The sequence below is a fragment of the Rickettsia akari str. Hartford genome, assembly GCF_000018205.1.
Lineage (GTDB): Bacteria > Pseudomonadota > Alphaproteobacteria > Rickettsiales > Rickettsiaceae > Rickettsia > Rickettsia akari.
This window is the reverse complement of the sequence record NC_009881.1, coordinates 791,739-804,346: the sequence shown is the minus strand read 5'-3', so window position 1 is coordinate 804,346 and position 12,608 is coordinate 791,739. Positions and strand designations below refer to the sequence as shown.

Here is a 12,608-nt window from a genome sequence, read left to right as displayed (position 1 = left end):
ATATATGACGGAAAAACGATATCAGAAATAGCAGAATTTAAAGTATAGTTAGTCGGTGAAGGTGAATAATAATGGCAGAATAATAATTTTCTGAGATATTACGAGACGGTAGTTATTGACAGGTGTAGGAAAAAGTTGTATATTCTTCACGAGTTTAAGAAAAAGTTAATAGTGTATGTCTAAAGCTAAAGCAAAAACCGCTTCCAAAAACAACCCAACTTCTAGGGAACAGGCTAAAGAGTATTTTCATAACGGTCAGAAAATTAAACCTGTAAAGCTTATTGCTGATCGCAATTCCTTTCTAGCGGCTGAATATGAATCTTCCGGGGATTTAGTCGTAGGAAGTAGCGGTCAACCATTACCTTGGGGATTAGTTAAAAACTTATCTTAATTACTTATAAACAATATATCTTCTATATAATCGGGGATGTAGCTCAGGGGTAGAGCATCTGCTTTGCACGCAGAGGGTCAAGGGTTCGATTCCCTTTATCTCCACCAGTTCCTATAAGGTTTTTAGAGTTTTTTGAAATTTAGCAAAAATATATTCTTAATATATTAACTTTTGGTAGCAAAATTAGTTCTACGCTTACTTGCCTTATTCTAGAGAGTGCTTTTATACAAAGTGATGGATTAAAATTCATTGCAGAATTTTTACAACAAAACTCTAAGCTTATTTCATTTGATTTAAGCAGCAATCATTATTTACATCCTAGAGCAATTGAACCGATTGGTAAAGCTTTAGCATTTAATGATACATTAAAGTATCTTAGTGTTTACCATAGCAAAGTAGGTGTGATAGGAGCTAAAGCAATAGCTGAAGTGTTAAAGGTAAATAAATCTCTTATATATCTTGACCTAGGTAGCGATTGTCATTGGGGCGATGAGTGGGCTATATGTGATAAAGGAGCAGAATTTCTTGCAGAAGCATTAGAAACAAATAATACTTTAACGTATCTTAGACTTGCAAGAAGAATCGTTAGCCCTGAATGGATAAATTTTTTCATAGAAGCTCTACAAACTAATTATTCTCTTACTACTCTTATACTAAACCGATAGTTATGGGATATACGCACAGAAGAACCGGAAGAAGTAGAGGAAATTATTTGCTTAAACAGAGAATTAGTAAAAATTATCTTTATTTTTAATTAACGGTTTTTCTCTTGAGGCTAAAAATATAAATTTAAATATTAAAAATTTAGTAGCTTTAAAATTTTATCAAATTGCTGACAAGCAGTTACTAATAGATTATTTAAGAGAGTACGAAGATGTAACAGATATTTTCTTTCTATTATCAACCTTAAGTAATTTTGTTAAGGAAAATCCTTTAGCTGTAGCAGGGGTATGTAAAGTAATAAAATATGAGACTGAACTTATAAAAGGTGAAGTACATATTGCGCACTTATCTACTGAAATAATATTACATATTCTAAGTTGCCTTAAGCCATATTCTATAGAAACAGGATATTACGACGAACTTTTAGAAAAAGATGAGAATATTGGATCTCTAGAAAAAGTTATAGGAAATAACTATTGTATTTTGTCATAAGCTATATTTTATATAGTTGATAAAAGATAAACACATAAATCAAACAAATAGCGAATTATTGCATAATTCGCTATTGTAGAATTTTAGAGGCATCAATATTTATATAATATCTGTAGTCGTATTATCGTAATATTTTCCTGATATGTCTAAAGCGTTTTGGTCATCATCATTTTGATTAGCAGTGTGCCATATCGGCTCATAATTAAGCATTTTCTGTATAATGTTCTAATTTTTTCTTATCTAATGTACCGAGTTCATATGAAAGTGTATAAGAAATATCAGGTTTAATCGAGTCTTTTTGTATTTCTTGCTGAATATAATTATGCTGTAATTCGTTTGTACCGCCTACAATATGGATATGAAATGCATGCGTCTGTTGTAAATTATATAGCTCTACTAGTTTTTCAGGTTCTACTATGCACATAGTATTCCAGCATTTATCAAATGTTTCAAGATTTGTAATAGGTGTATCGCCTGCTTCTTCAATTAATTCATTCATTGCTATACGAATCTATACGAAATTCTTCGGTAGTAATTTTACCGGTTTTATCTGGTCTATTACACCGCCGTCTTTTTCTTCATGTATAGCTATAGTGCCAGCATTTTGTGGATCTATAGATGAGTGTTTGCTAAATTGAGTTATAGTTACTATGCTATCCGTTTTAATTACCTATAACCTATAAATTGTTGGTTAAAGAAATATTAAGATTGTTAAATCACAAAATCAATAGCTGAAGTGTAATACTAAGAAATCATATTTAGGGTAAAAAATGAGTTTAAAATCAGCTTGGCTTGACACGCCTCTTGGTTTAATGTTGTCAATTAGTGATGAAGAGAATCTTTATTGGATCGATTTTGTTGAAAATAAAGAATTAAGAGCATAAAATTAAAAGACTTAAAATTAACGTAAAATCAGCTATTACTGCAGATCGTACTAAACCTATTCTATCAATTGAAGAGGAGTTAAAATTGTACTTAAATTTAATACTCCTATCTATCTTTTAGGAAGCGCATTTCAAACATTAGTACGGCAAGAGCTAATGAATGTACCTTACGATGAAACACGAAGTTACTTTACTCAAGTTAAATTAATATGTATGGAAAGAGCTTATAGAACCGTTGTAAATGCTAACGGAGCAAATAAATTTGCTATAATTATTCCTTGTCACCGCAGCATCAATAATAACGGCGAGCTTGGCGGATATGGCTCAGGGCTAGATCGTCAAAAATGGCTTATTGAACATGAAAGAAAATTTACAACAAGTTTGAAATATTTGACTTGAGAATGCTATTATTCCTGTGGAACGTAGAACGCTGTTTTTTAACACTCAGGAAGGAGAGTATGTCGAGCATGATAGGTTTATTGGTGTTACCGTGCCGACTTTACGTAAAATAGATAAAAGTTATTATAATTTAGATGTGTAGGATTTAAGCAGACTTATTACTTATAAAATACGTAAATAATTGGAATTTAGTGGGTGAATCAGCTCATCACGTTGTAGGAGCTTATTGATGGTATAATGTTTACATTCACAAAGTCGGAAATTCTGTGGGAGAGACGAATAGCTATGGTTGCTACTTGGTATTTTATCAAAAATAATCAATTAGATACAACTTTTGAAAATAAATTACTCTTAAACGATAAACATGATTTAATGAATAAAGCAATAGGTTGGATGCTACGTGAAGCAGGAAAAAAGATAAAAAACAGTTAATAGATTTTTTGGATCGTTATATATCACAAATACCAAGAACCGCAGTTCGTTATGCAATAGAGCAATTTTATGCAGAGGTGCGTAAGAATATTTTGCAAAAAAAATAACTTATGCTAGTATCCTATTTTAATTTATTATAGGTACTATTATGCTAAAAACTTTATTAGTTAGTTTTATAACTTTAATTTGTGCAGTAAGCTATGCTGATAACCAAGCAGCTCAAAATACTAATTCTACAAATTCTTCTTCTGATCAGTCGGGTGATCTACTACCTGCAGAAGCAGCCGTTCACTTTGCACAGCCTTGGGCAAGACCTACAACAAATGTGCAAGGTAAAGTTAGCAATTCTGCTATGTATTTTACATTAATAAATAGTAGAAGTAAGAGTTATAATTTAGTGAATATATCTTCAGATAAGATAAGTGAAATAGAAATTCATCAAACAATTAATGATCAAGGTGTTAGTAAAATGGTAAAAGTCGATTATCCATTTTTAATTGCTGGTAATATTAACATTGATTTTAAGCCTGGGGGTATGCATATTATGCTTTATGACCCAAAAGTAGATTTAAATGTAGGAGATGAGTTTAAAATCACTTTTTTCTTTGATGACAATACACGAAAAATAGTGGATGTTAAAGTAGCAAATGACAATCCTTATAATAAAACAGGGCATTAAAGGTCATACCACGGGGCTTGTAGCGGTATCTCAGAATAAAGCCTGTGATATAAGATCCTGTGGTCAAACCACGGTATGACAAATGCACAATATACATGACTCTAGAAATTACCAGAAGTGAGTTAATTAAATCTAAACTTATAGATGCTCCTGAACGTTGCGGGGTTTATCGAATGTTTGACGTTAACAAACAGGTTATCTATGTCGGTAAAGCTAAAAATTTAAAGAAACGTCTTACTCATTACATTAAAAGCGATTTAGATAATAAGACGCTTCGGATGATTGCAAATACTTGTTTTTTAGAGTACAGCATTACTAATTCCGAAGTTGAGGCACTACTTTTAGAAGCCCAGCTAATCAAAAAATTTCAGCCGAAATTTAATATTCTTCTTAAGGATGACAAATCTTTTCCTTTCATTAAGTTACGTTTAGATCATGATTTCCCACAATTGCTAAAGTATCGCGGTAAAACTCTAAATGATGGAAAATGTTTTGGTCCTTTTGCTTCCGCCACGGAAGTTAACACTACTTTAACGGAATTGCAAAAAATCTTTAAATTACGTTCCTGCACAGATAATTACTTTAATTCACGTACTCGTCCTTGTATGCAATATGAAATAAAACGTTGTTATGCTCCTTGCGTCGGTAAAATAAATAAGGAGGACTATAGGGACTTAGTAGCTCAGGTGAAAGATTTCTTACAAGGTCGTACCAAAGCACTCCAAGAGAACCTATCTAAAAAGATGGAAGAGCTAAGTAGTCAGATGCGTTTTGAAGAGGCGGCAGAAATTAGAGACCGTATTAAGGCACTTAGTTATGTGCAGCTTAAGTCATGTGTTTCAGATATTGTTAAAGATGCAGATATAATCGTTGTTGTAGAAAAGAATGGACATTATTGCGTAGAAGTTTTTTTATATAGGGCATGGCAAGCATGCGGTAATATTCCTTATTTTCCTACTTCTACTGAAAATAGTACCAAAGAAGAAGTATTAGAATATTTTTTATTACAATTTTATCAAAAACAACAAGTGCCTGCGGAAATTATCATTAATCATGAAATTAATGATAAAGAGAATATGATAGAGGCGATTAAGAAAATCAATAATATTACTAAACTCAATATTATAATACCTATTAGTGGAGGTAAAGCCAAGCTAGTTCAGAATGCAGCAATAAAGGCTTTATTCTCTCTAGAGCAATATTTGAAGAAATTTGTAAAAAATCAAGAGATTATGCTTGAAATCAAAGCGCTATTTGGTCTTCATGAAATTCCTGAAAGAATTGAGATTTATGATAATAGCCATATTCAAGGTAAGTTTGCCGTCGGCGTTGTGGTAGTTGTTGGTAAAGCCGGTTTTGATAAAAAGGAATATCGGGTTTTCTCATTATCGTCCTGCGACGCTTCATTATCATCTCACGCCTATCCATTTTCACCCCGCAACTTGATCGCGGGATCCAGTACATTAACAAACCCTATGGATCCCGTTGTCAGGTCACGGGAGGATGACACCAGCAGTACGCATAATTATGCTGTAGGTGACGATTATGAAATGCTCAGGCAAGTTTTAATACGCAGATTAACTAGACTTAAGAATGAGCCGCATAAATTGCCGAGCTTGATGATTATAGACGGTGGCAAAGGGCATTTAGGTATTGTTAAAGAGGTAATGGATAAATTTGCAATGCATATTCCTTTTGTTTGTATGTCAAAAGGAGTAGATAGAAATGCCGGCATTGAGCAATTTCATATGACAGGTAAAGAAGTATTTACGCTGGATACAAACTTGCCGATTATGAAATATTTACAAATCTTGCGGGATGAGGCACATAATTTCGCTATAAAGAATCATAGACTCGGTAGATCACGTGCTATAAAAATATCAAGCCTTGATAACATAGAGGGCGTAGGTGAAACTCGTAAAAAAGCATTGCTGCACTATTTCGGTTCTTATAAAGCAGTATGTGATGCCACAATAGATGAGCTTACTAAAGTAAACGGTATTAACAAGTCACTTGCCGCGATGATTTTTAGAACGTTGCATAAGAGATGAGGCATCATTACTCATAATGTCCCCACATGCTAAGTATTTTTATAATTTTTTATCCTCTAATATTTCATAAACCAGTCTATGTTGTAAACTAATTCTTATAGAACGTTTACCAACTAAATTACGATACAGTTTTTTACTATTTAATGGTATTGAATTTATTGTTAAGGATTTACATAAATTTTCTGCTTTATCGGCTAATTTAGGTGCTTTTAAATTTTGTATATCTTCAATTGCTTTCTTTGGGTACAGTATAGTATATATCATTTCCATGCTTCTTCATGGCCAATACATTCTTCTAACGATTTTTTACTAGCTTCAAGAATTCTTTTTACTCAGCTTGGTTTAGAGTACAAATATAAAGTTTCTTGTAATCCTTCGTAGTCTTGTTCTGATATGATTACCGCATTATTACGTTTTCCCTTTATATAAATAGGTTCATGAGTTTTATTGGTTTCATAAATAAGAGTAAATAATTTAGCTCGTGCTTGCGAACTTGTGTAAATAGCCACAATATTATCCCTAAAAAAGTTTTACCATTGATGGTACCATATTATGTACGTAATAACAATAACTAGTTTAAACATCAGTTGCACATAGAAAAAACTAATTTTATAACTCATGATATCGAGTTGGCAGCATAAGGATTTACCTAACTTTGAATATGATCAGAAGTATACTTGATGTCATGCACGCAAAAGTGGGAATCCATGCACTGAAAAGTCTAGACATACTAAATTGGATTCTCGCTTTTGCGTCCATGACATAGAGCCATAATGCCACGTCCTAAAATAAATATTATCAGACTCACCATCGTTCCTATAAACACCCCTCTAAGGTTAAAATACTGTAACGATAAAGCATAATATTCCCATATTAAGAAAGTAGCTGCTCCGCCAAGTGATGATAAGACTATTATAGTTTTAGATGTTCTGATACCGAAAAGCGTTGTTATTAACGGTACTAATATTACTGGTCCCCAGAAACCGGTAAAGAACACTACTAAATCAATTACATTACTAAATTTTAAAGCTACAATGATCGCAAAACTTCCTATTATAACATTAATAATTCGGGCAATTAATAATAATTTTTGCTGATTTTTTACTTTAAGTATAGGGTTAATTATGTCCTTAACGAGAGCTATAGAAGTAACGTTTAAATCAGAATCGGCAGTAGACATAACGGAAGCTAAGAGTCCGCTCATTACTACCCCTTGAATTAAAGGCGGAATAATTTGGTTGATTAAATAAGGTAATACTAAATTTGACGGTTGGTTTGGATAAAGCTTATAAGCAATTAAACCGTTTAAAGTAATGCAAATCAAGAAGAAAAAATATATAGCAGATTTTGCATATATTGCTTTAGTTGTTTGTGTAGGATTTTTATTAATTAAAGCTCTTTGGATAAATGTAGGATATAGATTCATAACGCTAAAGCTTAAAGCTGCTGCAATCGTATAAGAAAGTAGGTTGCTCTGATTAAAATTTGCATTTTCCGTAGGTAGGTTATTAATCAAAGCTACAAAACCGATTTTATTTAAACTTATAAAAGTTATAGTCGGTATAGCGATTATCATCGCCAAAAATTGTAATAAATTAGTAAAAACAATAGACTGTAAGCCGCCAATTGTAGTATATATAAGTACCATACTATAACTTAAAATTACTCCATTTACATAATTTATTTCTAAGATATATTGAAAAATATAGCCGCTGACGCTTATTTGAGCAGCCAAAAACCCTACTGAAACGATAACCGAACTAACACCTCCGATAAAACGACCGATATTACCGTAATATGTACTTAGGATATCGCCGATACTTTCAGCTCCGTAATGTTTGGCAATTAAAGGCACTATATAGATTGCAATTAATATATCCATAGGTATTGTAAGCATCAAAACATAAGCATAATATTCTTGTCCTAAAAAAACCTTTTCCATAATGCCGAAAGTGGTAGCACCTCCGACAGAGCTTGCAAATATTGTAGCTATTAGTAACAGCTTACTATTTTGCGCTTTACTGTCAACATTTGCATAGTTCTTAAAACTACTATGTTTAGCTCGGTAATATATACCAATAAGTAGAATAGATATTAGGTATATGAATACGGTAATATTATCAATAGGTAAATTAAACATAAATTAGATTTCAAAGCTCAAACTTAGCATTTGTTCACAATATATATATTTAGTTAAGAATGCTAGATTTATAATTATGTGTCATAATCTGTTCCAAGAAGTTCAGTATCCGGTGTCCAAACATCTTGGTTGGGATCATATTTATATATTTTACCATGGGGTTTAAAATTTTTTTAGTAGTTTTTTCTTGAGTGGATAATTAGCGTTTGATTGAATTTTAGTTTTTATTGTTTTAAAAATACCTATTTTAAGTTGTAGCATAATTAACCCTTATTTATGTAAAAAGTAAGATAATTATTAATACTAATCAATAATTATTTCAAATAAAACACAATAAAAATTAATCTTGCCTGAGATTACTTTGTCATAATTTTCAATTTTTCGGTGGCTCAGACGGAAGCACCAACCAACACAACAATGTCGGTTCGCAATGGCAATAAAGACAGAAGTTAATAATTTAACTTCTGTCTGTTAAAAACGCTTGACTCCTTGATATTCCTATAATATCCTATAGATTACCATAAAATCCCACATTAACCCAAATTATACCAATGAATGTATTTTTATCTAAGTATGTAAATGGTGTTGATAAAAAGAGTAGGGTATCAGTGCCGGCGAATTACCGTGCGGTACTAGGGAAAGAACTATTTAACGGCGTGATTGCTTATCCGTCGATTAGGAATAATTGTATAGAGGCGTGTGGTATTTCGCATATCGAGAAATTAAAGCAAATGATTGAGACGCTTGATCCTTATTCCGAGGAGCGTGATGCCTTTGAGACTATGATATTCGGGGAAGCTGTCCAGCTTTCGTTTGATGGGGATGGAAGAGTAATATTGCCGCAATCTTTAATGAAGCATGCAGGGATCGAAGAGCAGGCATGCTTTGTAGGTAAAGGGGTGATTTTTGAGATTTGGCAGCCGCAGAATTTTGAGAAACATTTAAAATCTGCTCAAAAAATTGCTCATGAACAGCGGTTCACTCTACGGAATGCGAATTGATGTTACAGACCCACATACCTGTAATGCTAAGCGAAGTATTGAAGGTTTTAGATCCAAAAGGCGGTGAGTTTTATTTGGATTGTACATTTGGAGCAGGAGGATATAGCAAAGCAATATTAGAAAGCTGTGACTGTTATGTTGTAGCTTTGGATCGTGATCCAAACGTGATTAAAAAAGCTGAAGAAATTAAACAAAATTACGTTGAGAGATTCGATTTTATAGCAACGAATTTTGCGGATAGTTTTGCAAAGCTTAAGGAAAAACAATTTGACGGGATAGTGCTGGATTTAGGTGTCTCATCAATGCAGTTAGATGTAGCAGATAGAGGATTTTCGTTTTTGCATGATGGACCACTAGATATGCGTATGAGCGGGCAAGGGTTTAGTGCCGAGGAATTTGTAAATACGTTAGAGGAAAAAGAAATCGCCGATATAATTTATAAGTATGGTAATGAGAGCTTTTCACGCAGAATAGCTAAGAGCATCGTAGAATATAGAAAAACGGCAAGAATTGATAGTACGGGCAAGCTCGCTGAGATTGTCAGGAGCAGTATAGGATTCAGAAAAGGCAAAATTGATCCTGCAACTAAAACCTTTCAAGCTATTAGGATTTATATAAACGATGAGCTTGGGGAGTTAGAGCGGTTTTTAATGAATGTAAAAAATATATTAAAGAAAGACGGACGTTTAGTTGTGGTATCTTTTCACTCTTTAGAAGACATGATAATCAAGAATTTCTTTAAAGAAAATTCGGAAAAGCCGGTAGCAAGGTCAAAATATGCTAAAGATGATATAATAATTGATCCAAATAAATGGCTTAGGATTATTACTAACAAAGCTCTAGCACCCTCAGATAAAGAGATAAGGCTTAATATTAGAGCGAGATCAGCAAAGCTTAGAACCGCAAAAAAGATACTATAGCCTATGTCATTGTTGCATGGCTTGATTGATGTCATTCCGGCGTCGGCGGGAATCAAGTACTTTGTCATACCGCGACTTGATCGCGGTATCTAATTTATTATTTTTAGCTCCCATGGTTAAGCCACTGGATGACACCCTAAAGCTTTGGATTCCAGCCGAAGCCTGAATGAAATCGAGTAGGTTTTTGAACAACTCAGGCAATGCTGCTTTTACCTAGGCATGATATCGAATGCTTTTAAAAGATTGTCTAAAGTATTATAGGAAATACGAGAGTAATTTAGTTATGACTATAAGAAAGTTGCACTATTTAACATTATTGATAACAGTTATAGTAATATGTAGTTTGTTTAGCATAAAGGATAGAGTCTCAACTCTTGATTATCAATTAAGTAGCGTTGTAAAACAGATAAATAGTGAGAATAATAATATTCATATTTTGAAAGCAGAACAAGCTTATCTACTTTTGCCAGCTAGATTGGAAAAACTTGCAGCAGCTTATTTAAAATTAGAAACAGTTAAATCTTATCAAATGATAAAAGATCCGTTAGGACCAAATATCGATCAAAATATTAAATTTAATCATAATATTAGTATTTCAAAGAGTAGTAAATGGCGTTACAAAAGAATTACGAATAATAAGTATATAAAGACTGTTTCGAGTAGAGTGAAGGATGCTCGATGAACTTCGAAAATTGGCTGCGTCATCTATAAGTGCTGCGGTGCTCACGTATTAAGTATACACTCCGCTCATTGTCTTATGGGCTCATTGCTCTTTTGCAGTTGATCTTCGTGTCGTAGTAGGATTGTTTATAAACGTCATTATAAATAATATATGAAACAAATTTTAGGAAAATGGAAACCTGCAATTAAAAGTCTGATAATTTGGAACGTTTGTAGTAAAAATACAAAAATCCGATTATTAATGGTTATTTGTGGCTTTTCTTTTCTTTTTTGTACTTTATCTTACAGATTGATAATCGTTGCTACGAGTGTTTACGATAAAAATATTAATTCCTTTAAAAAAAATCATCAATTTAGAAAAGAAATAGTTGATCGAAATGGTAATTTATTAGCAGTTAACCTACCTTCTGCCTCATTATTTGCTAATCCACAAATAGTTCTCGATCCTGAAACTTCCGTAAAAAAACTAGCAGAAATTCTACCTGATATTAATAAAGCTAAATTACTTTCTGAACTAAAATCAAATAAAAGCTTTATATGGGTAAAAAGGGATTTATTACCTAGTCAGCAGGAAAAAATAACTAGCCTTGGGTTACCTGGTTTTGAATTTGAAGAAGAGCAGAAACGCATTTATACTTTTTCTAATTTATTGTCGCATGTTGTCGGTTATGTAGGTAGAGATTTGGTAGGGCTTAGTGGCTTAGAACTCGCTTATGATAAATATTTAACTAATTCCGATTATGAATTAAACGAACCAAAGAATAGGAAAGAACCGCTGCAATTATCTATTGATATTAGATTACAAAGTATTTTAAGTGAAGAGATTGATAAAACTTTAAAGCAATTTAAGGCCATAGGAGCAGTAGGAATTATTGCAGATCCAAATAATGGCGAGATTTTAGCATTAGTAAATAAGCCTGATTTCGATCCGCATCATCCGAGTTTAGCAAAACCGGAAGAGTTGTTTAATATAGCAAGTCTTGGCATTTACGAAATGGGTTCGGTGTTTAAGGCATTAACTATGGCAGTCGGTTTTGATACTGGTGCAATAAATATGAATGATGCTTATGATATAAGTTATATGAAAGTGGGAGGATTCCAGCTTAAGGATTATACGCCAAGGCAAGGGTGGCATAGTGTGCCTGAGATTTTTCTATATTCTTCAAATATTGGCACAAGTCAAATTATGCTTGAAATCGGTAAAAGCAATTTTAAAAAATACCTTAAGAAATTAGGTCTATTAGATCAGTTACAAATAGAATTACCTGAACGAGGTACTCCGTTATTTCCTTCCGAGAAAAGATGGAATGAGTTAACTAGTGTTACTATGTCGTACGGCTACGGCATTTCAATTAGTCCTTTGCATTTTGTTAGAGCAATGTTACCGGTCGTTAACGGCGGTACTTTATATGATATTACTTTATTAAAAAGAAAGGATGCAAAAGTAATAGGTACAAAAGTTTTTAGTGAAAATACCTCTACCCAAATGAAGAAATTATTTAGGTCGGTAGTAAAAGAAGGTAATGGTAAAAGAGCAGAGGTCAAAGGGTATCTTATCGGCGGTAAGACCGGTACAGCAGAAAAACTTTCACAAGGTTCAGGGGGGAAAAAGAAATATCTAAAAAATAGTAGAGCTTCATCATTTTTAGGTGTGCTGCCCGCATCTAACCCGCAATATATTATTTTTATTAGATTTGATGAGCCGAAACCGACTAAAGAAAGTTTTGGCTTTGCAACGGCAAGCTGGACGGCTGCCCCTACTGCCGGTAGAGTGTTTGAGCGTATGATATCTTTATATGGTTTAGAGCCGATAGAACAAAGTGAGGAAGAGAGTTGAAAATATTACCTAATCACTATCAGGCGTCTTAAGTATTT

Annotated in this window: 12 protein-coding genes, 1 tRNA gene and 2 pseudogenes; 11 read left to right on the top strand and 4 right to left on the bottom strand. The window is 33.0% G+C overall.

What is annotated here, in order from left to right:
• Positions 1-175 precede the first annotated feature (175 nt).
• The 3 genes from A1C_RS03995 to A1C_RS03985 all read left to right on the top strand — a co-directional run bounded on the left by A1C_RS03995 (position 176) and on the right by A1C_RS03985 (position 1,056).
• On the top strand, positions 176-391 hold the full coding sequence (locus A1C_RS03995; RefSeq protein WP_012149794.1) for a hypothetical protein: 216 nt from the start codon (positions 176-178) through the stop codon (positions 389-391).
• 32 nt (positions 392-423) lie between these two features.
• Positions 424-498 (top strand) — tRNA-Ala (locus tag A1C_RS03990).
• A 294-nt stretch (positions 499-792) separates the two neighbouring features.
• Positions 793-1,056, top strand: coding sequence for a hypothetical protein (locus A1C_RS03985; protein ID WP_012149793.1), 264 nt, complete (start codon positions 793-795; stop codon positions 1,054-1,056).
• A gap of 692 nt (positions 1,057-1,748) precedes the next feature.
• On the opposite strand, the gene A1C_RS08690 is transcribed toward A1C_RS03985, so the two are convergent.
• Positions 1,749-2,045 (bottom strand): hypothetical protein, encoded by a 297-nt coding sequence (locus A1C_RS08690; protein WP_012149791.1) that lies wholly within the window; start codon positions 2,043-2,045, stop codon positions 1,749-1,751.
• 271 nt (positions 2,046-2,316) lie between these two features.
• On the opposite strand from A1C_RS08690, the pseudogene A1C_RS03975 reads away from it, so the two are divergent.
• From A1C_RS03975 to uvrC, 4 genes and pseudogenes are all read left to right on the top strand, one after another.
• Positions 2,317-2,829, top strand: a pseudogene (locus A1C_RS03975) (methylated-DNA--[protein]-cysteine S-methyltransferase).
• 164 nt (positions 2,830-2,993) lie between these two features.
• Positions 2,994-3,368, top strand: a pseudogene (locus tag A1C_RS09285) (DNA alkylation repair protein); the annotation flags it as partial.
• A gap of 41 nt (positions 3,369-3,409) precedes the next feature.
• Entirely contained in the window at positions 3,410-3,940 is a 531-nt protein-coding gene (locus tag A1C_RS03965; RefSeq protein ID WP_012149789.1) for a copper chaperone PCu(A)C, read from the top strand.
• A gap of 95 nt (positions 3,941-4,035) precedes the next feature.
• Positions 4,036-5,991 (top strand): excinuclease ABC subunit UvrC, encoded by a 1,956-nt coding sequence (gene uvrC / locus A1C_RS03960; RefSeq protein WP_012149788.1) that lies wholly within the window; start codon positions 4,036-4,038, stop codon positions 5,989-5,991.
• A 39-nt stretch (positions 5,992-6,030) separates the two neighbouring features.
• Here the strand turns inward: uvrC and A1C_RS08680 are convergent, their stop codons facing one another.
• The 3 genes from A1C_RS08680 to A1C_RS03945 form a co-directional block, all read right to left on the bottom strand.
• Positions 6,031-6,255 carry a type II toxin-antitoxin system RelE/ParE family toxin gene (locus A1C_RS08680; RefSeq protein WP_232279084.1) on the bottom strand — a complete coding sequence of 75 codons (225 nt, stop codon included), beginning with the start codon at positions 6,253-6,255 and terminating at the stop codon, positions 6,031-6,033.
• Positions 6,256-6,323: 68 nt separating this feature from the next.
• Positions 6,324-6,500: a type II toxin-antitoxin system Phd/YefM family antitoxin gene (locus A1C_RS03950; protein WP_012149786.1), complete on the bottom strand. Its 177-nt coding sequence runs from the start codon at positions 6,498-6,500 to the stop codon at positions 6,324-6,326.
• Between the two features lie 221 nt (positions 6,501-6,721).
• Positions 6,722-8,131, bottom strand: coding sequence for a sodium:solute symporter family protein (locus A1C_RS03945; protein WP_012149785.1), 1,410 nt, complete (start codon positions 8,129-8,131; stop codon positions 6,722-6,724).
• A 551-nt stretch (positions 8,132-8,682) separates the two neighbouring features.
• Between A1C_RS03945 and mraZ the strand changes: the two genes are divergently transcribed.
• The 4 genes from mraZ (at position 8,683) to A1C_RS03925 (ending at position 12,570) form a co-directional block, all read left to right on the top strand.
• The gene (gene mraZ / locus A1C_RS03940; RefSeq protein WP_012149784.1) at positions 8,683-9,132 is read left to right on the top strand and encodes a division/cell wall cluster transcriptional repressor MraZ; all 450 of its coding nucleotides are present in this window, start codon (positions 8,683-8,685) and stop codon (positions 9,130-9,132) included.
• A complete protein-coding gene (gene rsmH / locus A1C_RS03935; RefSeq protein ID WP_012149783.1) occupies positions 9,132-10,052 on the top strand; it encodes a 16S rRNA (cytosine(1402)-N(4))-methyltransferase RsmH in 921 nt (306 codons plus the stop codon). Before mraZ ends, rsmH begins: the two co-directional genes overlap by 1 nt.
• Positions 10,053-10,335: 283 nt before the next feature.
• Positions 10,336-10,734 carry a cell division protein FtsL gene (ftsL, locus tag A1C_RS03930; RefSeq protein ID WP_012149782.1) on the top strand — a complete coding sequence of 133 codons (399 nt, stop codon included), beginning with the start codon at positions 10,336-10,338 and terminating at the stop codon, positions 10,732-10,734.
• Between the two features lie 150 nt (positions 10,735-10,884).
• Positions 10,885-12,570 (top strand): peptidoglycan D,D-transpeptidase FtsI family protein, encoded by a 1,686-nt coding sequence (locus tag A1C_RS03925; RefSeq protein WP_012149781.1) that lies wholly within the window; start codon positions 10,885-10,887, stop codon positions 12,568-12,570.
• Positions 12,571-12,608: the final 38 nt, after the last annotated feature.

Bases quoted from the DNA above. Each gene is read 5' to 3' on its own strand.
- A1C_RS03965 (WP_012149789.1), top strand. From the start codon at position 3,410: ATGCTAAAAACTTTATTAGTTAGTTTTATAACTTTAATTTGTGCAGTA.
- rsmH (WP_012149783.1), top strand. From the start codon at position 9,132: ATGTTACAGACCCACATACCTGTAATGCTAAGCGAAGTATTGAAGGTT.
- A1C_RS03925 (WP_012149781.1), top strand. From the start codon at position 10,885: ATGAAACAAATTTTAGGAAAATGGAAACCTGCAATTAAAAGTCTGATA.
- A1C_RS08680 (WP_232279084.1), bottom strand. From the start codon at position 6,255: ATGATATATACTATACTGTACCCAAAGAAAGCAATTGAAGATATACAA.
- uvrC (WP_012149788.1), top strand. From the start codon at position 4,036: ATGACTCTAGAAATTACCAGAAGTGAGTTAATTAAATCTAAACTTATA.
- ftsL (WP_012149782.1), top strand. From the start codon at position 10,336: ATGACTATAAGAAAGTTGCACTATTTAACATTATTGATAACAGTTATA.
- mraZ (WP_012149784.1), top strand. From the start codon at position 8,683: ATGAATGTATTTTTATCTAAGTATGTAAATGGTGTTGATAAAAAGAGT.
- A1C_RS08690 (WP_012149791.1), bottom strand. From the start codon at position 2,045: ATGAATGAATTAATTGAAGAAGCAGGCGATACACCTATTACAAATCTT.
- A1C_RS03945 (WP_012149785.1), bottom strand. From the start codon at position 8,131: ATGTTTAATTTACCTATTGATAATATTACCGTATTCATATACCTAATA.
- A1C_RS03995 (WP_012149794.1), top strand. From the start codon at position 176: ATGTCTAAAGCTAAAGCAAAAACCGCTTCCAAAAACAACCCAACTTCT.